The 21,570-nt window shown below is 73.7% G+C and carries 20 protein-coding genes and 1 tRNA gene; 1 reads left to right on the forward strand and 20 read right to left on the reverse strand.

The window, feature by feature from the left end; all coding sequences use genetic code 11:
* Window positions 1-38: 38 nt before the first annotated feature.
* The 20 genes from atpD to argS all read right to left on the reverse strand — a co-directional run bounded on the left by atpD (window position 39) and on the right by argS (window position 21,304).
* The gene (gene atpD, locus ACRYR9_RS12495; protein ID WP_432493494.1) at window positions 39-1,499 is read right to left on the reverse strand and encodes a F0F1 ATP synthase subunit beta; all 1,461 of its coding nucleotides are present in this window, start codon (window positions 1,497-1,499) and stop codon (window positions 39-41) included.
* A 53-nt stretch (window positions 1,500-1,552) separates the two neighbouring features.
* Window positions 1,553-2,458, reverse strand: a complete 906-nt coding sequence (locus tag ACRYR9_RS12500) for a F0F1 ATP synthase subunit gamma (RefSeq protein ID WP_432493492.1) — start codon at window positions 2,456-2,458, stop codon at window positions 1,553-1,555.
* Window positions 2,459-2,518: 60 nt separating this feature from the next.
* Entirely contained in the window at window positions 2,519-4,171 is a 1,653-nt protein-coding gene (gene atpA / locus ACRYR9_RS12505; RefSeq protein ID WP_432493490.1) for a F0F1 ATP synthase subunit alpha, read from the reverse strand.
* A 185-nt stretch (window positions 4,172-4,356) separates the two neighbouring features.
* On the reverse strand, window positions 4,357-5,184 hold the full coding sequence (locus tag ACRYR9_RS12510; protein WP_432493488.1) for a F0F1 ATP synthase subunit delta: 828 nt from the start codon (window positions 5,182-5,184) through the stop codon (window positions 4,357-4,359).
* Window positions 5,181-5,753 (reverse strand): F0F1 ATP synthase subunit B, encoded by a 573-nt coding sequence (locus tag ACRYR9_RS12515; protein ID WP_432493486.1) that lies wholly within the window; start codon window positions 5,751-5,753, stop codon window positions 5,181-5,183. Before ACRYR9_RS12515 ends, ACRYR9_RS12510 begins: the two co-directional genes overlap by 4 nt.
* Window positions 5,754-5,798: 45 nt before the next feature.
* On the reverse strand, window positions 5,799-6,014 hold the full coding sequence (locus tag ACRYR9_RS12520; RefSeq protein WP_166611252.1) for an ATP synthase F0 subunit C: 216 nt from the start codon (window positions 6,012-6,014) through the stop codon (window positions 5,799-5,801).
* A gap of 63 nt (window positions 6,015-6,077) precedes the next feature.
* Entirely contained in the window at window positions 6,078-6,872 is a 795-nt protein-coding gene (gene atpB, locus ACRYR9_RS12525) for a F0F1 ATP synthase subunit A (protein WP_432493484.1), read from the reverse strand.
* Between the two features lie 88 nt (window positions 6,873-6,960).
* Window positions 6,961-7,194 (reverse strand): hypothetical protein, encoded by a 234-nt coding sequence (locus ACRYR9_RS12530; RefSeq protein ID WP_432493482.1) that lies wholly within the window; start codon window positions 7,192-7,194, stop codon window positions 6,961-6,963.
* A 29-nt stretch (window positions 7,195-7,223) separates the two neighbouring features.
* The gene (locus ACRYR9_RS12535; RefSeq protein WP_432493480.1) at window positions 7,224-7,652 is read right to left on the reverse strand and encodes a hypothetical protein; all 429 of its coding nucleotides are present in this window, start codon (window positions 7,650-7,652) and stop codon (window positions 7,224-7,226) included.
* 150 nt (window positions 7,653-7,802) lie between these two features.
* Window positions 7,803-8,963, reverse strand: coding sequence for a glycosyltransferase family 4 protein (locus ACRYR9_RS12540; RefSeq protein WP_432493478.1), 1,161 nt, complete (start codon window positions 8,961-8,963; stop codon window positions 7,803-7,805).
* 6 nt (window positions 8,964-8,969) lie between these two features.
* Window positions 8,970-9,710: an L-threonylcarbamoyladenylate synthase gene (locus ACRYR9_RS12545; protein ID WP_432493476.1), complete on the reverse strand. Its 741-nt coding sequence runs from the start codon at window positions 9,708-9,710 to the stop codon at window positions 8,970-8,972.
* Window positions 9,711-9,801: 91 nt separating this feature from the next.
* On the reverse strand, window positions 9,802-10,683 hold the full coding sequence (gene prmC, locus ACRYR9_RS12550) for a peptide chain release factor N(5)-glutamine methyltransferase (protein WP_432493474.1): 882 nt from the start codon (window positions 10,681-10,683) through the stop codon (window positions 9,802-9,804).
* Window positions 10,680-11,780: a peptide chain release factor 1 gene (prfA, locus tag ACRYR9_RS12555; RefSeq protein ID WP_432493556.1), complete on the reverse strand. Its 1,101-nt coding sequence runs from the start codon at window positions 11,778-11,780 to the stop codon at window positions 10,680-10,682. Before prfA ends, prmC begins: the two co-directional genes overlap by 4 nt.
* 84 nt (window positions 11,781-11,864) lie before the next feature.
* Window positions 11,865-12,080: a 50S ribosomal protein L31 gene (gene rpmE / locus ACRYR9_RS12560; protein WP_432493472.1), complete on the reverse strand. Its 216-nt coding sequence runs from the start codon at window positions 12,078-12,080 to the stop codon at window positions 11,865-11,867.
* A 149-nt stretch (window positions 12,081-12,229) separates the two neighbouring features.
* Window positions 12,230-14,395 (reverse strand): transcription termination factor Rho, encoded by a 2,166-nt coding sequence (rho, locus tag ACRYR9_RS12565; protein WP_432493470.1) that lies wholly within the window; start codon window positions 14,393-14,395, stop codon window positions 12,230-12,232.
* Window positions 14,396-14,668: 273 nt separating this feature from the next.
* The gene (thrB, locus tag ACRYR9_RS12570; RefSeq protein ID WP_432493468.1) at window positions 14,669-15,604 is read right to left on the reverse strand and encodes a homoserine kinase; all 936 of its coding nucleotides are present in this window, start codon (window positions 15,602-15,604) and stop codon (window positions 14,669-14,671) included.
* 74 nt (window positions 15,605-15,678) lie between these two features.
* Window positions 15,679-16,773: a threonine synthase gene (thrC, locus tag ACRYR9_RS12575; RefSeq protein ID WP_432493466.1), complete on the reverse strand. Its 1,095-nt coding sequence runs from the start codon at window positions 16,771-16,773 to the stop codon at window positions 15,679-15,681.
* Window positions 16,773-18,104, reverse strand: a complete 1,332-nt coding sequence (locus ACRYR9_RS12580; RefSeq protein WP_432493464.1) for a homoserine dehydrogenase — start codon at window positions 18,102-18,104, stop codon at window positions 16,773-16,775. The genes thrC and ACRYR9_RS12580 overlap by 1 nt, the downstream gene beginning before the upstream one ends.
* Window positions 18,105-18,206: 102 nt before the next feature.
* Window positions 18,207-19,640 carry a diaminopimelate decarboxylase gene (gene lysA, locus ACRYR9_RS12585; protein ID WP_432493462.1) on the reverse strand — a complete coding sequence of 478 codons (1,434 nt, stop codon included), beginning with the start codon at window positions 19,638-19,640 and terminating at the stop codon, window positions 18,207-18,209.
* Window positions 19,640-21,304: an arginine--tRNA ligase gene (argS, locus tag ACRYR9_RS12590; RefSeq protein WP_432493460.1), complete on the reverse strand. Its 1,665-nt coding sequence runs from the start codon at window positions 21,302-21,304 to the stop codon at window positions 19,640-19,642. Before argS ends, lysA begins: the two co-directional genes overlap by 1 nt.
* A gap of 109 nt (window positions 21,305-21,413) precedes the next feature.
* On the opposite strand from argS, the gene ACRYR9_RS12595 reads away from it, so the two are divergent.
* Window positions 21,414-21,485: transfer RNA gene (locus tag ACRYR9_RS12595), tRNA-Arg, on the forward strand.
* Window positions 21,486-21,570: the final 85 nt, after the last annotated feature.

Here is a 21,570-nt window from a genome sequence, read left to right on the forward strand (position 1 = left end):
TCCTTAGCTGCTCGTGACGGCTACCGACCCGCGAGGGGTCAGTCGCCCTGCTTCTGGATCTCGGCCCACTTGCGCTCGACGTCCTCGAGCCCACCGACGTTGAAGAACGCCTGCTCGGCGACGTGGTCGAGCTCGCCGTCGGCGATCCGCGAGAAGCCCTCGATGGTCTCCTTCAGCGGGACCGTCGAGCCGGCCACGCCGGTGAACTTCTCCGCCATGTACGTGTTCTGCGACAGGAACTGCTGGATGCGCCGCGCGCGGGAGACGGTGAGCTTGTCCTCCTCGGACAGCTCGTCCACACCGAGGATCGCGATGATGTCCTGCAGCTCCTTGTTGCGCTGCAGGATCTGCTTCACGCGCACCGCGGTCTCGTAGTGGTCCCGGGAGATGTACAGCGGGTCCAGGATCCGGGAGGTGGAGGCCAGCGGGTCCACGGCGGGGTACAGACCGCGCGAGGCGATCTCGCGGGAAAGCTCCGTGGTGGCGTCCAGGTGGGCGAAGGTCGTCGCCGGAGCCGGGTCGGTGTAGTCGTCCGCGGGCACGTAGATCGCCTGCAGCGAGGTGATCGAGTGACCGCGGGTGGAGGTGATGCGCTCCTGCAGCACGCCCATCTCGTCGGCCAGCGTCGGCTGGTAACCCACCGCGGAGGGCATGCGGCCCAGCAGGGTCGACACCTCCGAACCGGCCTGGGTGAACCGGAAGATGTTGTCGATGAAGAGCAGCACGTCCTGCTTCTGCACGTCGCGGAAGTACTCCGCCATCGTCAGCGCGGACAGCGCCACGCGCAGCCGGGTGCCCGGCGGCTCGTCCATCTGGCCGAAGACCAGGGCGGTCTTGTCGAAGACGCCGGCCTCGGCCATCTCGCCGATGAGGTCGTTGCCCTCACGGGTGCGCTCACCCACACCGGCGAACACCGACACGCCGCCGTGGTTCTGCGCGACGCGCTGGATCATCTCCTGGATGAGGACCGTCTTGCCGACGCCCGCACCGCCGAACAGGCCGATCTTGCCGCCCTGGACGTACGGGGTCAGCAGGTCGATGACCTTGATGCCGGTCTCGAACATCGTGGTCTTCGACTCGAGCTGGTCGAAGCTGGGGGCCTTGCGGTGGATCGGCCAGCGCTCGGTGACCTCCAGGCGCTCGCCCTCCTCCAGGTTCAGGCAGTCACCGATGGCGTTGAAGACGTGGCCCAGGGTCACGTTGCCGACCGGGACGGAGATCGGGGCGCCGGTGTCGACCACGGGAGCGCCGCGCACCATGCCGTCGGTGGGCTTCAGCGAGATGGCGCGGACCATGTTGTCGCCGAGGTGGGAGGCCACCTCGAGGGTGACGGTCTGGGTCTGCCCGCCCATGGTCACCTCGGTGGTGAGGGCGTTGTTCTGCTCGGGCATCGTGTCGGCCGAGAACTCGACGTCGACGACGGGGCCGATGACTCGGGCGATGCGGCCGGTCGCACCCTTGCTGGTGCCGGCGGCCGATTCGGTGACGGTGGCGGTCATGTCGCTCCTCGGGCTTCCTTCGTCGAGTCAGTTCGTGCTGAGTGCGGGGGGGGTCAGGCGCGCGAGCCCGAGGAGGAGAGGGCGTCGGCGCCGCCGACGATCTCGGTGATCTCCTGGGTGATGTCGGCCTGCCGGGCGTTGTTGGCCAGGCGGGTGAGGCTCTTGATGAGCTCGTCCGCGTTGTCCGTGGCGGACTTCATCGCCCGCTGACGGGCGGCGAGCTCGGAGGCCGCGGCCTGCAGGAGGCAGTTGTAGACGCGGCTGTTCACGTACTGCGGCAGCAGCGCGTCCAGCACCGCCTCGGGGCTCGGCTCGAACCCGTACAGGGGCTGGAGCTCGCCGTCCTGCGGCCCGGAACCCTCCACGACCTCCAGCGGCAGCAGCCGGATGACGCGCGGCTCCTGCGTCACCATGCTGACGAAGTGCGTGTAGACGACGTGGATCTCGTCGACGCCCCCCTCGCCGGGCTCGCGGCCGAAGTCGGCGACGAGGCGCTCGCCGATCTCCTTGGCGTTCTCGTAGCGCGGCGAGTCGGTGAACCCGACCCACTCAGCGGTGACCTCGCGGCGGCGGAAGCGGTAGAAGGCCGCCGCCTTGCGCCCGACGAGGTAGGGCGAGACCTCCTTGCCCTCCGCGCGCAGCGTCGCCGTCAGCCGCTCCCCCTCGCGCAGCACGCTGGAGGAGTAGGCGCCCGCCAGGCCGCGGTCGGAGGAGAGCACCAGGACCGCGGCCCGCCGCACCTGCGGCTTCTCGGTGATCAGCGGGTGGTCGAGCGTGGCGTTGGACGCCGCCGCCGACACCGCGCGGGTGAGCGCACGGGCGTACGGCGAGGACGCCCGCACGTTCGCCTGCGCCTTGATGATGCGCGACGCGGCGATGAGCTCCATCGCCCGCGTGATCTTCTTGGTCGCCTGGACCGAGCGGATCTGCCGCCGGTAGGCCCTCAGCTGGCCTGCCATGTCCTGCTCCTCTTCCCTGCTCCGCTCGGTCCCTGCTGTGCCTGCTGGTGCGAACCCGCGTCAGCGGGCCGCGGTCGCCCCGCCGCGGTTGGTGGTGATGCGCTCCTGGGAGACGTCACCCTCCTCCGCGCCGCCGGCGTCGGTGTCCGCGGGCACCGGCGCGGACTGGGAGGAGGAGAACTGCGGCTTGAAGGCGTCGATCGCCTGCTGCAGCTCCGCCTTGGCGCCGTCGGAGAACTGCTTGGTCTCGCGGATGCCGTCCATCACGCCGGGGTGCTGGCGCTTGACGTACTCGAGGAACTCGCGCTCGAAGCGGCCGATGTCGGAGACCTCGACGGAGTCCAGCTGGCCGGTGGTGCCCGCCCAGATGGAGACGACCTGCTCCTCCAGCGAGTACGGGGTGTACTGCGGCTGCTTGAGCAGCTCCACCAGGCGCGCACCGCGGGCGAGCTGGCGGCGCGAGGCCGCGTCGAGGTCGGAGGCGAACATCGCGAACGCCTCCATCGCCCGGTACTGGGCCAGGTCCAGCTTCAGCGTGCCGGAGATCCCCTTGATGGCCTTCGTCTGCGCCGCACCGCCGACGCGGGACACCGAGATGCCGACGTCGATCGCGGGGCGCTGGTTGGCGTTGAAGAGGTCGGACTGCAGGAAGATCTGCCCGTCCGTGATGGAGATGACGTTGGTGGGGATGTACGCCGAGACGTCGTTGCCCTTGGTCTCGATGAACGGCAGGCCGGTCATCGAACCGCCGCCGAGCTCGTCGGAGAGCTTCGCGCAGCGCTCCAGCAGGCGGGAGTGCAGGTAGAAGACGTCACCGGGGTACGCCTCGCGGCCCGGCGGGCGGCGCAGCAGCAGCGACACGGCGCGGTAGGCCTCGGCCTGCTTGGACAGGTCGTCGAAGACGATCAGGACGTGCTTGCCGCTGTACATCCAGTGCTGCCCGATGGACGAGCCGGTGTACGGGGCCAGGTACTTGAAGCCGGCGGGGTCGGACGCCGGGGCGGCGACGATGGTCGTGTACTCCATGGCGCCCGCCTCCTCCAGCGAGCGGCGCACGGAGGCGATCGTCGAGCCCTTCTGGCCGATCGCGACGTAGATGCAGCGCACCTGCTGCTTCGGGTCGCCGGACTCCCAGTTGGCCTTCTGGTTGATGATCGTGTCGATCGCGATGGCGGTCTTGCCGGTCTGGCGGTCGCCGATGACCAGCTGGCGCTGGCCGCGGCCCACCGGGATCATCGCGTCGATGGCCTTGATGCCGGTCTGCAGCGGCTCGCGGACCTCCTGGCGCTGCACGACCGAGGGGGCCTGCAGCTCCAGGGCGCGGCGGGCCTCCGCCTCGATCGGCCCGAGGCCGTCGATGGGGGCGCCCAGCGGGTTGACGACGCGACCCAGGAAGGCGTCGCCGACGGGCACGGACAGGACCTCACCCGTGCGGTGGACCTCCTGGCCCTCCTCGATGCCGGAGAAGTCGCCCAGGACGACGACGCCGATCTCGCGCACGTCCAGGTTCTGCGCCAGGCCGAGCGTGCCGTCCTGGAAGCGGAGCAGCTCGTTCGCCATGACGGAGGGCAGGCCCTCGACGCGGGCGATGCCGTCGCCGGCCTCGCTGACGCGCCCGACCTCCTCGCGCGCGGCGGTGCCGGGGTCGTACGACGCCACGAAGGCGTCGAGAGCGTCCCGGATCTCCTCCGGGCGGATGGTCAGCTCGGCCATGGGATGCCCTGCTCTCCTTCTGGGGGTGCTGTCTGTGGTGCCGACGGGTGGTGCCTGGTGCTCGTGGCGCGTGCTCGGTCCCGGTCTGGCCGGACCGCCGAGCGGCGGTTCAGTGCGTGCTGCGACCCATTGTCGCCCCCTCGCGGGGGGCCGGTCGACCGAGCCGCCGCTCGTTCCCCGGAAGGTCAGCCGGCCAGGCGGCGACGGGCCTCGGCGAGCCGCGTGGAGACGGCGCCGTCGATGACGTCGTCGGCGATGCTCACCCGCAGCCCGCCGACCAGTTCGGGGTCGACGTCGACGTTGAGGCGGACCGGGCGGCCGTACTGGCTGCTCAGCACGGCGGCCAGCCGGTCGTGGTGCGCCTCGCTCAGCGGACGGGCGCTCACGACGTGGGCGACCACCTGCTCGCGGCGGTGCGCCACGATCGAGACGTACTCCTCCAGCAGCCGCTCGGCGCGCACGCCGCGCGGCGCGGCGGCCGCGCGACGGGCGAGCTGCACGGCCTCGGGGGTGGCCCTGCCCAGCAGCAGCCGGGAGACCAGCGCCGCCCGGTTGGCGGCCGGCGCGGTGCGGTCGGCCAGGGCGTCGCGCAGCGCGGGGCTGCCCGCCACCGTGCGCGAGAAGCGGAAGAGCTCGTCCTCCAGCGCGTCCAGGTGCCCGGAGCGCTCCGCCTGGGCCGCCACGGCCGCCACGGCCAACCGCTCGCAGGCGTCGGCGAGGTCGCGCGCGGCGCCCCACCGGCCGGTGGCCAGCGCGGCGACCGTCTCGACGGCGGCCGGCGAGACCCTCGACCCCAGCACGCCGCGCACGAACGCGGCCTTCACCGCGCCGTCGCGCGCCGGGTCGGTCAGCGCCCGGCGCAGCCCGATGGACTCGTCGAGCAGCGAGGTCACGGCGAAGAGGTCCTCGCCGGTGCGCCCGGCATCGGCCCCCTCGACGGCCAGCTGCGCCTCGAGCACCTCCTGGGCGCGGGCCAGGCTGACCCGCGCCGCGCCGCTGTCGAGCTCGCTCACCGGCTCGTCACACCCTGCGGGGACGACTCCAGCTCGGCCAGGAAGCGGTCGACGACCCCGCTCTGCCGCGCCGGCTCCTGCAGCGACTCACCGACGATGCGCGAGGCGAGGTCGGTGGCCAGGCGGCCCACCTCGGCGCGCAGCTGCGCCGCGGCCTGGACGCGCTCGGCCTCGATCGTGGCGCGGGCGGACGTGGTGATCCGCTCGGCCTCGGCCTGGGCCTGCTCGCGCATCTCCGCGACGATCGCCGCGCCCTGCTGGCGGGCCTCCTCGCGGATGCGGTTCGCCTCGCCGCGGGCGTCGGCGAGCTGCGCCTTGTACTCCTGCAGCGCGGCGTTGGCCTCGGCCTGCGCGCGCTCGGCCTTCTCGACACCGCCCTGGATCGCCTCGCGACGCTCCTCGAAGGCCTTCTCGAGCCGCGGCACGACGACCTTGGCGACGAGCAGGTAGAGCAGGGCGAGGAAGACGAGCCCGGCGATGAGCTCACCGGGGTGCGGCAGGACCGGGTAGGCCTCCTCCCAGAAGCCCCCCTCCTCCTCGGCCGCTGCGGCCATCACCCACGCGGGCATGTGCGCTCCTTAGCTGTCAGTGGTCTCGCCGACGACGGTGGTCGGTCACTCGCCGCCCGGGTTGATGAAGGCGAGGACGAAGCCCAGGATCGCGAGCGCCTCGGCGAGCGCGAAGCCCAGGATGGCGATGGGCTGCAGCATGCCGCGGGACTCCGGCTGGCGCGCCACGCCGTTGATGTAGGCGGCGAAGACGAGACCGACGGCGATGGCCGGGCCGATCGCGGCGAGGCCGTAACCGATGACGTTGAGGCTTCCACCCATGGTGTGGATCGTTCCTTTCTCGGCCCGGCGCAGGTGGCCCCGGGATCGTTGTCGTGCGGTGGGTCAGTGCTCGTCGGCGAGGGAGCCGGCGATGTACGTGGCGGTCAGCAGCACGAAGATGTAGGCCTGCAGGACCTGGATGAGGAGCTCGAAGAACGACATGACCAGGCCGAACAGGTAGGAGACCACGCCCGCGGCGGGCAGCAGTCCCTCCCCGTGCAGCAGCAGGTGCTCGCCGCCGAGGAACAGCACGAGGATCAGCATGTGACCCGCGAACATGTTCGCGAACAGTCGCACCGCCAGCGTCAGCGGACGCGAGACGAAGTAGGTGAACAGCTCCAGGAGGTACACGACCGGCACCAGGAAGACCGGGACACCCGCCGGCATGAGCGACTTGAAGTAGCCGCCCACGCCCTTCCGCTTCATGCCGATGAGGTGGTACAGCACGAACACCACCAGCGTCAGCGCGATCGGGAAGCCGATGCGGCTCATCGTCGGGAACTGGATGGGCGGGATGACCCCGACCAGGTTGTTCACCAGGATCAGCACGAACATCGTGAACAGCAGCGGGACGTAGCGGAGGAACTCCTTCGACCCGATGATGTCGCGGGCCACGCCGTTGCGGACGAAGCCGTACAGGGCCTCCACCGCGAACTGCTTCTTGTTCGCGGGCACGACGCTGAGCCGCTTGGTGGTCGCCAGCAGCAGCGCGCCGATGACCACGACGCTCAGCGCCATGACGAACATCGGGCGGGTCAGGGCGAAGGCGCCGTCCCCGACGAGCGGCTGCCAGAAGTCCGCGGGCGTGGGAGCCTCGAAGGTCTCCCCGCCTGCGGTGGCGAGCGTGGACAGGCTCACAGCGTCTCCTCCGTACGAACGCCAGTGTGTGGACGGGGGGCCGGTGCGGTGCGCTGGTCACCCGCTCGCGCTGCGCGCGAGACGGGCTCTACCTGCGCGAACCGTACCGGAACCACACGTAGTAGATGCTCAAGGCCATGCCGCCGAGACTGCCGACGACCGCCAGGAACGAGGTGTCCAGGAGCCGGTCGAGCAGCAGGCCGAGCAACCCGAAGCCGACGATCCCGGAGATGAGGTACGACGCCGCGTTCCAGGCCAGGCTGTCGTTCAGCCGGGCCTCGTCGCGCGCGTCCTCGTCCGGCCGCCTGTCCTCCTCGGGCATGGTGCGGCGAACGGTAGCAGTCCTCCACGTCAGCTCCCCGCACCGGAACGGCCGTGGCCGAGCTCGAAGACGGGCAGGCGCAGGTGGCGGAACGCCGCGCACGCGGCGGCGCTCCAGGCGACGGTGCAGACGGCCGCCGACGCAGCCGCGGCCGTGCCGTCCACGCCGGGCAGGTCGCGCAGCACGAGGACCGCGGTGGCGAGCACCGTGACCTTGAAGAGGTAGACCATCAGGGCCAGCGCGAGGCTGAGCCCGGGCTCGACGTGCTTGACCACCCGCAGCAGCAGGAACGTCGAGGCCAGGAAGACGGTGGCGAGACCACCGCCGGCCAGCGCACCGAGCGCACCGCTCGCGCCGGACGTGGCGCCGATGCCGGTGCACGCCGCCCAGACGAGGACGACCGGTGGCAGCGAACGCCGAGGGACGACGCTGAAGACGTCGTCGGCACTCCTGGTCACGTCGGCTGCTCTCTGTCGTCGGCGGGTCGTCCGGGGTTCGGCTCGTCGGCGGTGTCCGCGGCGCACCCGTGAGGGGGCCGGGCGGACTTCGTGAAAGCTATCACGAGCACAGGGGTCTCCTACGCACCGTCGTGGACGTCGTGCAGGCCCTCAGGTGGGGCTCCGCTCCGAGGTCCGCGCGGGCACCGCGTCCGGGTCGGGCTGCTCCGGCGAGGCGCGTCGCGAGCGCCGCCAGATCAGCGGCCCGAAGGTGAACACCAGCACCACGCACCCCGCCGCCAGGGCCACCGCGAGCGCCTGCACGAGGGGCAGGAAGGCGTACGAGGCGGCCCCGAAGCTGAGGAACGCCGCCCAGGAGTACATGACCAGCACCGCCACCCGGTGCGAGTGGCCCATCTGCAGCAGCCGGTGGTGCAGGTGCTGCTTGTCCGGGTGCCAGAAGGCGCGGCCAGCGCGGGTGCGGCGCACCACCGCGAGCAGCATGTCGCCCAGCGGGACCAGGAGCACGGCCACCGGCAGCAGCAGCGGGAAGAACGCCGGGGCGATCTCCTCGTCGGCGACGGTCTCGGGGTCCACGGTGCTCGTGGCGGCGATCGTGGCGGTGGCCAGCAGCAGCCCCAGCAGCATCGAGCCGGAGTCGCCCATGAAGATGCGCGCGGGGTGGGAGTTGTGCGGCAGGAACCCCACGCAGCACCCCACCGTGATGGCGGCCACCAGCGTGGCCAGCGAGGAGAAGTCGTCGGGGAACTGCCCGCGCTGCAGGGCGTAGGAGTACAGGAAGAAGGCCACCGCCCCGATGCCCACGATGCCCGCGGCCAGCCCGTCGAGCCCGTCGACGAAGTTCACGGCGTTCACCGACACCAGCACCACGAGGATGGTGATCGCCATCATGGCCGGGGCGGACAGCAGGGTGACGCCCCCGATGGGCAGCTGCAGCAGGCTGATGCCCTGCCAGCCCATCACCCCCGCCGCCAGCACCTGACCGGCGAGCTTGGTGACGGCGTCGAGCTGGACGATGTCGTCGACCACCCCCACCGCGCACACGATCGCCGCCCCCACCAGCACCCACGTCGGCCCGGGCGAGGCGTCGAACACCCGGGAGGTGAAGGGGATGCGGCTGGCCACGAGCAACCCGGCGGCCAGCCCCAGCAGCATCGCCACCCCGCCCATGCGCGGCACCGGCACGGAGTGCACGTCCCGCTCGCGCAGCGGGGTGACGGCGCCGACGCGCTGCGCCAGGCGGCGCACCAGGGGCGTCGTCAGGTACGTGACGGCGGCGGCCACCACGAGGACCAGCAGGTACACCCGCACCGGCGATCAGCTCCCCGCGGAGGCGTCGGCCCGCTCCTCCTCCGGCCCGGCCCCGGCGCCGGCCGACGGCTGCTCGACGTCCGGCTCCGCCGCGTCGGGCTCGGGGTCGTACCAGCCCTTGGGCACCGCGCGACGCAGCTCCTCCTCGCTGAGCGCACCGGCCCGCAGCACCCGCAGGGGGCCGTCGGAGGCGTCCACGATGGTCGACGGCGCCCCCTTCGGGCTGGGGCCGCCGTCGAGGTAGACGCGCACGGACGAGCCGAGCTGGTCGACCGCTTCCTGCACGGTCGTGGCGGCCGGGCGGCCGGACAGGTTCGCGCTGGAGACGGCCAGCGGGCCGGTGCGCTTGAGCAGCTCCAGCGCCACCGGGTGCAGCGGCATCCGCAGCGCGACGGTGCCGTGCGTCTCACCCAGGTCCCACGTCAGCGACGGCTGCGCGCGGCAGACGATCGTCAGGGCACCGGGCCAGAAGGCGTCCATGAGCTCGCGCACCGCGAACGGCACGGCCGAGGCCAGCCCGTCGACGGTGCGCACCTCCGGCACCAGCACGGGCGGGGGCATGTCGCGCCCGCGGCCCTTGGCCTCCAGCAGCTTGCGCACCGCAGCGGGCGAGAAGGCGTCCGCACCGATCCCGTAGACCGTGTCCGTGGGCAGCACGACGACCTCACCGCGCTTGACGGCGTTCTCGGCCGCGGCCAGGCCGCGCTCGCGGGTCACCGGGGCGGCGCAGTCGAAAGGGGGTCTCACAGGGCCGAGTGTCCCACCGGGACCGGCAGGGGTGGCGCGCACCCGCCCGGCGCGTCCGGCGCCCCCTGCCCCGCTGCGCGCCGACCCGCGCTCAGGCCCGTCGGGCGCTGGTGCAGCGCGGGCGGCCCGTCAGGTCGCGGTGGCCCGCCACGTCGCGCCACAGCGGGCCCGGCACCATGCGGCGGGCGCCGTGCTCCTGCACCTCGGCGTGCTCGACGACGAGCAGGCCGCCGGGCCGCAGCAGGCGGGCGGCGGCCGCCACCACGCGCCGGGGCACCTCCAGCCCGTCGTCCCCGCCGCCGTACAGAGCCACCTCGGGGTCGTGGCGGGCGACCTCGACCTCCTGCGGCACCGCACCGGGCGGCACGTACGGGGGGTTGCTGACGACGACGTCGACCGCGCCGTCGAGGTCGCCGAACGCGCCGGCCGCGTCCCCCAACCGCAGGTCCAGCGCGGGGGCCAGCTCATCGGCGTTGCGGCGCGCCCAGGCGTGCGCCAGGGGGTCCAGCTCCACGGCGTGCACGGCGGCGGTGGGCACCTCGGTCGCCACGGCCAGGGCGATGGCCCCCGACCCGGTGCACAGGTCGACCACGACGGGGCGGCCGCCGCCGCCGGCCAGCCGCGCGGCCTCGTCGACGGCGAGCTGCGCGACGACCTCGGTCTCGGGGCGCGGCACGAACACCCCCGGCCCCACGGCCAGCTCCAGCGAGCGGAAGGGCGCGCGACCGGTCAGGTGCTGCAGCGGGACCCGATCGGCGCGCTGGTCCACCAGGTCCTCGAAGCGGCCGGGCTCGACGAGGGAGCCGAGGGCCGCGAGGACCCCCAGCCGCGAGCGGTCCACGCCCAGGGCGTGCGCGAGCAGCACCTCCGCGTCGGTGCGCGGGCTGGGCACCCCCGCCGCCGCGAGGCGCTGCGCCGCCGCGCCCACGAGGTCCCGGACGCCGCGGCTCGCCGCCGCCGGCTCACCGCTCACACCGGTGCGCCCGTCGCGGTGAGCTGGGCGGCCTCGTCGGCGTCCACCGCCGACTGGATCACCGGGTCCAGGTCGCCGTCCAGGACGGTGTCGAGGTTGTACGCCTTGAAGCCGGTGCGGTGGTCGGCGATGCGGTTCTCGCCGAAGTTGTAGGTGCGGATGCGCTCGGAGCGGTCGACCGTGCGCACCTGCGAGCGCCGGGCGGCGGAGGCCTCGGCGTCGGCGGCCTCCTGGGCCGCTGCGTGCAACCGGGCGCGCAGGATGCGCAGGGCCTGCTCGCGGTTCTGCAGCTGCGACTTCTCGTTCTGGCAGCTGACCACGATGCCGGTGGGCAGGTGCGTGATGCGCACCGCGGAGTCGGTGGTGTTGACGCTCTGCCCGCCGGGGCCGGAGGAGCGGAAGACGTCCACGCGCAGGTCGTTCGGGTCCACCTGCACCTCGACCTCCTCGGCCTCGGGCACCACGAGCACGCCGACGGCGGAGGTGTGCACGCGCCCGGCGGACTCGGTGACCGGCACCCGCTGGACGCGGTGCACACCGCCCTCGTACTTCAGCCGGCTCCACACGCCCTCGGGCGCGGCACCGCGCGCCTTGACGGCCACCGAGACGTCCTTGTAGCCGCCCAGGTCGCTGTCGGTGGCGTCGAGCAGCTCGGTGGCCCACCCGCGGCGCTCGGCGTAGCGCAGGTACATGCGCAGCAGGTCGCCGGCGAACAGGGCGGACTCCTCCCCGCCCTCCCCCGCCTTGATCTCCAGGATCACGTCGCGGGAGTCGTCGGGGTCGCGCGGCAGGAGCAGCCGGCGCAGCCGTTCGGCGGCCTCGTCCGCCGCCCGCTCCAGCGCAGGCAGCTCGGCGGCGAAGGCGGCGTCCTCGGCGGCCAGCTCCCGCGCGGCACCGGCGTCGTCGAGGGCCGCGCGCCAGGTGCCGTGCGCGTCCACGACGGCTCCCAGCTCGGCGTAGCGGCGCCCCAGCGACCGGGCGAGGGCGGCGTCGGCGTGCACGGCCGGGTCGGCGAGCCGGCGCTCCAGCTCGGCGTGCTCCTCGAGCAGCGGCTGGACGGACTCGAACACGACGGGGACCTCCGGGGCGGCGGGCATCGGGGTGACGGGCATCGGGGGCGGGAACGCGACAGCGCCGGCCCCGCCGCCCGGGAGGGCGGTGGGACCGGCGCTGCGAGGGTGCTACTGGGCGTTCTTCTTGCCGTAGCGCGCCTGGAAGCGGGCGACGCGGCCACCGGTGTCCAGGATCTTCTGCTTGCCCGTGTAGAACGGGTGGCACGCGCTGCACACGTCGGCGCGGAGCTGCCCGCTCTTCTCGGTGCTGTGCGTGGTGAACGTGTTGCCGCAGGTGCAGGTGACCTGGGTCTCCACGTAGTCGGGGTGGATGCCGGCCTTCATCGTCTCTTCCCTCTTCTCGCTCAGTCGGCACCGGGTCGCCCGCGCCCGGAGGGGGCGTCGTGCTGGCGTGAGCCGGTGCCTGCGGTCGAAGCAGTCTCCCACAGGAGCCGCCGGTGGGTAGAACCGCACGGCTCCTGCGGGGATTCCCGTCAGTCCTTCTGGACCAGCGGGGTGGAGGACTGCACCTGCTGCAGGAACTCGAGGTTGCTGCGGGTCTTCTTGAGGCGGTCCAGCAGCAGCTCGATGGAGGCCTGGGCGTCGAGCGCGGTGACCACGCGGCGCAGCTTCCAGACCGTCGCCAGCTCCTCGCGGGACATGAGGATCTCCTCGCGGCGGGTGCCGGAGGCCGGCACGTCGACCGCGGGGAAGATGCGCTTGTCGGCCAGCTGGCGCGACAGCCGCACCTCCATGTTCCCGGTGCCCTTGAACTCCTCGAAGATGACCTCGTCGGCCTTGGAACCGGTCTCGACCAGTGCCGAGGCCAGGATGGTCAGCGAGCCGCCGTTCTCGACGTTGCGGGCGGCGCCGAAGAAGCGCTTCGGCGGGTACAGCGCCGAGGCGTCCACACCACCGGACAGGATCCGGCCGCTGGCCGGCGCCGAGATGTTGTAGGCGCGCGACAGGCGGGTCAGCGAGTCCAGCAGCACGACGACGTCGTTGCCGAGCTCCACCAGGCGCTTGGCCCGCTCGATGGCGAGCTCGGCGACGGCGGTGTGGTCGGCGGCGGGACGGTCGAAGGTGGAGGCGATGACCTCACCCTTGATCGTGCGCTGCATGTCGGTGACCTCTTCGGGCCGCTCGTCGACGAGGACGACCATGAGGTGGCACTCGGGGTTGTTCGTCGTGATGGCGTTGGCGATGGCCTGCATGACCATCGTCTTGCCGGCCTTGGGCGGGGCGACGATCAGACCGCGCTGGCCCTTCCCGAGCGGCGACATCAGGTCGATGATGCGCGTCGTCAGGACGTTGGGCTCGGTCTCCAGGCGCAGCCGCTCCTGCGGGTACAGCGGCGTCAGCTTGGTGAAGTCCGGGCGGTTGCGGGCCTGCTCCGGGTCCGCGCCGTTGATGGTGTCGACGCGCACGAGCGCGTTGAACTTGGCGCGCTGGCCGGTCTGCTCGCCCTCGCGGGGCTGGCGCACCGCACCGGTCACCGCGTCGCCGGGGCGCAGGTTGTTCTTCTTCACCTGGTTCAGCGAGACGTACACGTCGTTCGCGCCGGCGAGGTAGCCGGAGGTGCGGATGAACGCGTAGTTGTCCAGCACGTCGAGGATGCCCGCGACCGGCAGCAGGACGTCGTCCTCGCTGATCTCGGTGTCGACCTCGGGTGCGCCGCCGTCGCGGCCGCCGCGGCGGCCCTTGCGGTCGCGGTAGCGGTTGCGACGACCGCGGCGGCCACCGCGGTCGTCGTCGAAGTCGTCGCCGGCGGGACCGGAACCACCCGAGGAGGCGACGCGGGGTTCGCGGTCCTCGCGAGCCGGGCGGTCCTCGCGGGCGGGCCGGTCCTCGCGAGCGGGACGCTCGTCGCGCGCGACGCGGTCCTCGCGAGCAGGACGGTCCTCGCGAGCGGGGCGGTCCTCGCGAGCGGGGCGGTCCTCGCGGGCGGGGCGGTCCTCGCGGGCGGGACGCTCGGCGCGGTCCGCCTGCTCGCCGTCGGCCTGGGCCTCCCGGCGCGGCAGCGGCGGCAGCTCGACCTGCTGGTCGGGCTCGCGCACGCGGTCGCGGCGGGCGCGCTCACGGCGCGAGAGGCGCTCGGGCCGCTCGGCGCGGGAGGTGAGCTCCTCCAGGGTGGGCAGGGCGGGGGCGTCGGCACCGTCCTCGCGGCGCTCGCCGGAACGGTCCGCCGCACCGGCGGGCTCACCAGCGGTCTCACCGGCGGTGGCGGGCGGCGCACCGGCGGGGGCCCCCGCGCGGCGCGAGCGGCGCGAGGACCCCGCGGCGGACCGCTCGGGTGCCGCGGGCTGCTCGGCGGCCGGGGCCGCGGGCTGCTCGGCGGTCACGGCCTCGGGGGCCGGCGCGGCGGGTGCCTGGGCAGCGGGAGCGGGAGGCGCCTGCTCGACGGCGGGCGCGCTCGGCGCCTGGGCGGCGGCCGGGCGCTCGGAGCGCTGCGGCACGGCCGACTGGTGCTCACGGATGGCGGCGAGCAGGTCCACCTTGCGCATGCGGCCGGTGCCGCTGATGCCGAGCTCCGAGGCCAGGGCCTGCAGCTGGGGCAGGCGCAGGGCGGAGAGGCTGCCGGTGCGGCGGGGTGCAGCCGCGTCGGCGGCTGCGCCGTTCGCAGCGCCGTCGGTGGCGGCGATGTCGGTGGTATCGGTCACGAAGGTCCTTCCCCCTCGTCCAGCGACTGGCCAGCAGAAGAGGCACGGTCGCGATGACTGCCCGCGACGGGCAGGAACTGTGTCCACGGACGCGCAGAGAGCGCGAAGCGTCGCGGATGTGCACCGTTCGGCGAGGAGAGCTTGCGCAGGAGGGGAACGCGACCCCGCCGGTGAGGTGCTGCGACGATCGTAACACCACGGGGTGCCGGTGAGCTCCCGCTCCCCCGATCGGCCGCGCGGCGCACCTCGGGCGGCGGGTGGCCGCGGGCGGGATCAGGCGCCGGGGCTCCAGCTGACGCCGTGCTGCGCGACGGGCGCGGGCAGCACCCGCCAGCCCCCCTGGCCCACCGCCACCTCCTCGACCTCCCCGGCGCGGTGCGAGGGCACCAGCACCAGCGCGCTCGGGCCCGCGCCGGAGACGACGGCGGCCAGGCCACGCTCACGCAGGACGCGCAGCAGGGACGCCGTGCGGGGCATCGCCGGGCCGCGCTGCTCCTGGTGCAGTCGCTCCACCGTGGCGTCCAGCAGCAGCTCCGGCGCGCTGGTCAGCGCGTGCACGAGCAGCCCCGCGCGCCCGGCGGTGAGGGCGGCGTCCGCGTGCGGCACCGAGGCCGGCAGCAGCGCCCGCGCGCGGGAGGTCGCCAGCTGCTCGTCGGGCACGCACACCACGGCGCGCACGTCCGGGTGGACCGGCAGGCGCACCGAGCACACCGCCTCGGGGCGGGTGGGGTCGTCACCGCGGGTCCAGGCGATGGTGAAGCCGCCGAAGACGGCCGGGGCGGCGTTGTCGGGGTGCCCCTCGCGGCGGCTGGACTCCAGCAGCAGCCGCTGGCGCAGCGGCGCGCCGTCCTGCCCGCCGAGACCGGCGGCGGCGAGCAGCCCGTGGGCCACGGCCAGCCCCGCGACGATCGCCGAGGCCGACGACCCCAACCCTCGCCCCTGCGGGATCACGTTGCGGCACACCAGCTCCAGCCCGCTGGCCGCGAACCCGGCGGCGGCCAGCTCCTCCAGCGCGACGCGCGCCACGAGGTGCCGCTCGTCGGCGGGCAGGTGACCGGAGCCCTCGCCCTCCACCTGCACCCGGACCCCGCTGGGCACGGTGCGTGCCCGGACCTCGTCGTGCAGGTCCAGCGCCAGGCCGAAGGCGTCGAAGCCGGGGCCGAGGTTGGCGCTGGTGGCCGGCACCCGCACGGTCGTGGCGGTGCCCACCGGCAGAGCGGCCGACGGGGTCCGGGTCCGGGCCGCAGCGGGACCCGGGAGCGCGCTCACGTCGGGCACCGCGCTCAGACGTCGAGGCCGAGGGCGCGCGCGATGGTCACCGCGTCGGGCTGCACCCGCACGGGCTCCACGGCGCGCCGCCGTCCGTCCGCGCCCGTGGGACCGGCCAGGTCCAGGGCCCACTGCGGGTCCTTCAGGCCGTGCCCGGTGACGGTGACGACGATGGTCTGGCCCTCGGCGACCTCACCGGCCTCGCAGGCGGCGAGCAGGCCGGCGACGCCCGCGGCGGAGGCGGGCTCGACGAAGACGCCCTCCCTGGAGGACAGCCAGCGGTGGGCGGCGAGGATCTGCTCGTCGCTGACGGCGTCGATGCGCCCGCCGGAGTCGTCGCGCGCGGTGGTCGCACCGCTCCACGAGGCGGGGTGGCCGATGCGGATCGCGGTGGCGATGGTCTCCGGCTCGTCGACCGGGTGCCCCTTCACCAGGGGTGCCGCACCGGCGGCCTGGAAGCCCCACATGCGCGGGCGCTTGGTCGAGACCCCGTCAGCCGCGTACTCGCAGTAGCCCTTCCAGTACGCGGTGATGTTGCCGGCGTTGCCGACGGGCAGCGCGTGGATGTCGGGGGCGTCCCCGAGGACGTCGACGACCTCGAACGCGCCGGTCTTCTGACCCTCGATGCGGTACGGGTTGACGGAGTTCACGAGCTCCACCGGGTACGCCTCGGCGAGCTTGCGGGCCTGCGTGAGGCAGTCGTCGAAGTTGCCGTCGACCTGCAGCAGGGTGGCGCCGTGGGCCACCGCCTGGGACAGCTTGCCCATCGCGATCTTGCCGTCCGGCACGAGCACGGCGCAGCGGATGCCCGCGGCGGTGGCGTAGGCGGCCGCGGAGGCGGAGGTGTTGCCGGTGGAGGCGCAGATGACGACCTCGGCGCCGTTCTCGGCGGCCTTGCTCATCGCCATCGTCATGCCGCGGTCCTTGAAGGACGCGGTGGGGTTGCAGCCCTCGACCTTGAGGTAGACCCGCCCGCGGGCGCGCTCGGACAGGTGCCGGGCGTGCACCAGGGGCGTGCCGCCCTCCCCGAGCGTGACCACGGGGGTCGCCTCGCTGACCGGCAGCCGGTCGCGGTACTCCTCGATCAGACCCCGCCACACGTGCGCCATCAGGCGACGCCCCCCTTCGCCTCAGCACGGGCCTCGTGGCCCTCCACGCGCAGCACGCCCGCCACCGAATCCACGATCTCCAGGTCCTCCAGCTCGTCCACCGTCGCCGACAGCGCCGCGTCCGGTGCGCTGTGCGTCACCACGACGAGCACCGCGCGCCCGCGCCCGCCCGGACCGGTCGGCTCCTGCCGCTGCTGCACGGCCTCGATGGAGACGCCGTGGGCCGCGAACACGCCGGCGACCTGCGCCAGCACGCCGGGCTTGTCGGCCACGTCCAGGCGCACGTGGTAGCGCGTCACCGTGTCGTCCATGGGCAGCACGGGCAGTTCCGCGTAGGCCGACTCCCCCGGCCCGCGGACACCGGCGCGGCGGTTCCTGGCCACGGCCACGACGTCGCCGAGCACGGCGCTGGCGGTGGGCCCCCCGCCCGCGCCGGGGCCGTAGAACATCAGCTCGCCGGCGGCTTCGGCCTCGACGAAGACCGCGTTGAACGCGCCGCGCACCCCGGCGAGCTGGTGCTCGCGCGGCATCATCGCCGGGTGCACGCGCACCGAGACGGCGTCCTCGCCGCCGGGGCCGGTGCTGCGCTCGGCGATGGCCAGCAGCTTGACGACGCAGCCCTGCGCCTGCGCGGCGCGCACGTCGGCGGCGCTCACCCCGGTGATGCCCTCGCGGTGCACGTCGTCCAGGGCGACGCGGGTGTGGAAGGCCAGGGAGGCGAGGATCGCGGCCTTGGCGGCGGCGTCGAAGCCCTCCACGTCGGCGGTGGGGTCGGCCTCGGCGTAACCCAGCGCCTGCGCCTGCTCCACGGCTTCCGCGAAACCCATGCCGGTGCTGTCCATCTGGTCCAGCACGTAGTTGGTGGTGCCGTTGACGATGCCGAGCACGCGGGTCACCCGGTCGCCGACCAGGGACTCCCGCAGCGGCCGCAGCAGCGGGATGGCACCGGCCACGGAGGCCTCGTAGTAGAGGTCCACGCCGTGCTCGGCGGCCGCCTCGTACAGGGCGGGCCCCTCGGCCGCGAGCAGCGCCTTGTTGGCCGTGACCACGGAGGCGCCGTGCTCGATCGCGCGCAGCATGAGCGAGCGGGCCGGCTCGATGCCGCCGATGACCTCCACCACGACGTCGGCGCGGGTGACGAGCTCCTCCGCGTCGGTGGTGAACAGCGCCGGGTCGAGCGGCAGGCCGCGCTCGCGCCCCAGGCGGCGCACGGCGATGCCGACCAGCTCCAGGGGCGCGCCCACCCGGGCGGCGAGCTCGTCGGCCTGCGTCGTCAGCAGCCGGGCCACCTCGGTGCCGACCACCCCGCACCCGAGCAACGCGACCTTCACCGGCTCCACCGCAGCTGTCCCTCCACCGTCCCGACACCTCGGCCCCCGCGGGGCAGAGCACACCCTCTCAGACCGCGCGGCGCCCGTGCGCCACCGCGCCCGTCACCCCGCGTCGAGCGAGAGCAGGTCCTCCGGCGTCTCGCGGCGCACCAGCACCGTCGAGACGCCGTCGCGCACCGACACCACGGCCGGGCGCGTGATCTGGTTGTAGTTGCTCGCCATGCTGCGGCAGTAGGCGCCCGTGCCGGGGACCGCGATGAGGTCGCCGGCACCGGCGTCGGCGGGCAGGAACTCGTCCTTGACGACGACGTCCCCGCTCTCGCAGTGCTTCCCGACGACCCGGGAGAGCACGCCCTGCGCGCCCGAGGCGCGCGAGGCCAGCGTGGCGGAGTAGTCCGCGTCGTACAGGGCGGTGCGGATGTTGTCGCTCATGCCGCCGTCGACGGACACGTAGCGCCGGCGCACGCCGCCGTCGAGCTCGACGTCCTTGGTGGTGCCCACCTCGTAGAGCGTGAACGTGCTGGGTGCGGCGATGGCGCGGCCGGGCTCGACCGAGATCCGCGGCACCGCGATGCCCTGCGCCAGGCACTCGCGCGCCACGATCTCGGCGAGGCGGCCGGCGATCTCCTGCGGCGGCAGCGGGTCGTGCTCGGAGGTGTAGGCGACGCCGAAACCGCCGCCGAGGTCCATCTCGGGCAGCGTGACGCCGTGCTCGCGCTCGACGGTGCGGTGCAGTCCGAGCAGGCGGCGGGCGGAGACCTCGAAACCGCCCATGTCGAAGATCTGCGAGCCGATGTGGCTGTGCAGGCCCAGCAGCCGCAGCTCCGGGCGGGTCAGCACCTTCGCGACGGCCGCCTCCGCCGCACCGGAGGCCAGCGACAACCCGAACTTCTGGTCCTCGTGGGCGGTGGCGATGTAGGAGTGCGTGTGCGCCTCCACCCCCACGGTGATGCGCAGCATGACGGGCGCGACGACGCCCAGCGAGGCCGCGACGTCGGCGACGACGTCGACCTCCTGCAGGGAGTCCACGACGATGCGGCCCACTCCCGCGCGCAGCGCCTTCTCGATCTCGCCGCGCGACTTGTTGTTGCCGTGCAGGGCGATCCGCTCGCCGGGCACCCCGCCGCGCAGGCCCAGCTCCAGCTCGCCGGAGGAGGAGGTGTCCAGGCTCAGGCCGTCCTGCGCGAGCCAGCGCGCCACGCCCGTGGCGATGAACGCCTTGGTGGCGTAGTAGACGTCCGCCCCTCCGCAGAGGTCGGCGAAGGCGTCGGCGAACGCGTCGCGGAACGCGGTGGCGCGCGAGCGGAAGTCGAGCTCGTCGACGACGTACAGCGGGGTGCCGTGCGTGGCGGCGAGCTCGGCGACGCCGACGCCGCCCACGCGCAGCGCACCGGCGGCGTCGCGCTCGACGGTGCGCGCCCACAGCTTCGGGAGCAGCTCGTTGACGTCGGCGGGCGGACGCAGCCACCCGGGCACGATCGCGATGGACGAGGACCCCGGGGAGTGCATCTGGCCGGCCTCGTGCGAGCGCGCCACTACATGCGCTCCGGGGCGCTCACGCCCAGCAGCGCCAGGCCGTTGGCCAGCACCTGCCGGGTGGCGTCGTTGACCCACAGCCGGGTGCGGTGCACGTCGGTGACCTCCTCGCCGGCGCGGGGGGTCACCCGGCAGGCGTCGTAGAACTTGTGGAACCGGCCGGCGAGCTCCTCCAGGTAGCGCGCCAGGCGGTGCGGCTCGCGCAGCTCCCCGGCGCGCGCCACCACGGAGGGGAACTCCGCGAGCGCGGCCAGCAGGAGCGACTCGGTCTCGTCGGTCAGCAGCGCGGGGTCGAAGGCGTCCTCGCGGCGCACCCCGGCGGCCGCGGCGTTCACCGCGACGTTGGAGGTGCGGGCGTGCGCGTACTGCACGTAGTAGACCGGGTTGTCGTTGCTGCGCTTGACGAGCAGGTCCAGGTCGATGTCGATGGAGGTGTCCACCGAGGAGCGCACCAGGGAGTAGCGGGCGGCGTCGACGCCGACCTGCTCGACGAGGTCCTCCAGCGTCACGACGGTGCCGGCGCGCTTGCTCATGCGCACCGGCACCCCGTCCTTGAGCAGGTTGACCATCTGCCCGATGAGGATCTCGAGGTTGGTGCCCGGCTCGTCGCCGAACGCCGCGCACATCGCCATCATCCGGCCGACGTAGCCGTGGTGGTCGGCACCGAGCATCAGCACGCAGCGGTCGAAACCGCGCTCGCGCTTGTCGAGGTAGTAGGCCAGGTCCCCGGAGATGTAGGCCGGCTGGCCGTCGCTCTTGACGACGACGCGGTCCTTGTCGTCGCCGAAGTCGCTGGTGCGCAACCAGGTGGCGCCGTCGGCCTCGTAGATCCGGCCCAGCTCGCGCAGGCGCTCCACGGCCCGCTCCACGGCGCCGGAGGTGTGCAGGGAGTCCTCGTGGAAGTAGACGTCGAACTCGACGCCGAAGTCGGCGAGGGTCTTCTTGATCTCCGTGAACATCAGCTCGACGCCCTCGCGGCGGAACGCCTCCTGCTGCTGCTCGCGGGACTGCTCCAGCAGGCCGGGCACCCGGGCCAGGACCTGCTGGGCGATCTCGCCGACGTACGCGCCGCCGTAGCCGTCCTCGGGGGTGGGCTCGCCGTGCGCGGCGGCCAGCAGCGAGCGGGCGAAGCGGTCGATCTGCGCGCCGTGGTCGTTGAAGTAGTACTCGCGGGTCACCTGCGCGCCGGCGGCGGTGAGGATGCGCGCCAGGGAGTCGCCGACCGCGGCCCAGCGGGTGCCACCCAGGTGGATGGGGCCGGTGGGGTTGGCGGAGACGAACTCGAGGTTCACCTTCTCGCCGGTGGGCTCGGCCGCGGTGCCGTAGGCGGCGCCGGCCTCGACGATCGCGCGGGCCAGCCCACCGGCGGCGGCGGCGTCCAGGGTGACGTTGAGGAACCCCGGGCCGGCGATGTCCACGGCCTTCACGCCGGGCACCCGCACGAGCCGCTCCTGCAGCAGCGCCGCCACCTCGCGGGGCGGGCGCCCGGCCTTCTTCGCCAGCTGCAGGGCGACGCTGGTCGCCCAGTCGCCGTGCTCGCGGTTCTTGGGGCGCTCCACGCGGACCTCGGCCGGGACGTCGGCGGGGTCGAGGGACAGCTCGCCGGCCTGCACGGCCGACATCAGAGCGTCCCGCAGTGCGGTGGAGAGCTCAGCGGGGGTCACGGGGCCCAATCGTACCGGTGGGCACCGACCCGCCCGGGCGCACGCCGGGGCCCGGGCGGGCGGTGGTCGGGGGTGCACGTGGACGCTGGTACGGTTGCTCCTGCTGTCAGCCCCCGTAGCTCAGCGGATAGAGCATCGGCCTCCGGAGCCGTGTGCGCAGGTTCGAGTCCTGCCGGGGGCACCTGGATGGAGACGCCGAGACGCAGGGCCCGGCGGGCGGCGTGCACGCCCGCCCTCCCGTGCACGCCCCCCGACGGCGCCGTGGC

It is taken from the genome of Kineococcus auxinigenes (assembly GCF_050871525.1).
In the GTDB taxonomy this organism is placed as follows: Bacteria; Actinomycetota; Actinomycetes; order Actinomycetales; family Kineococcaceae; genus Kineococcus.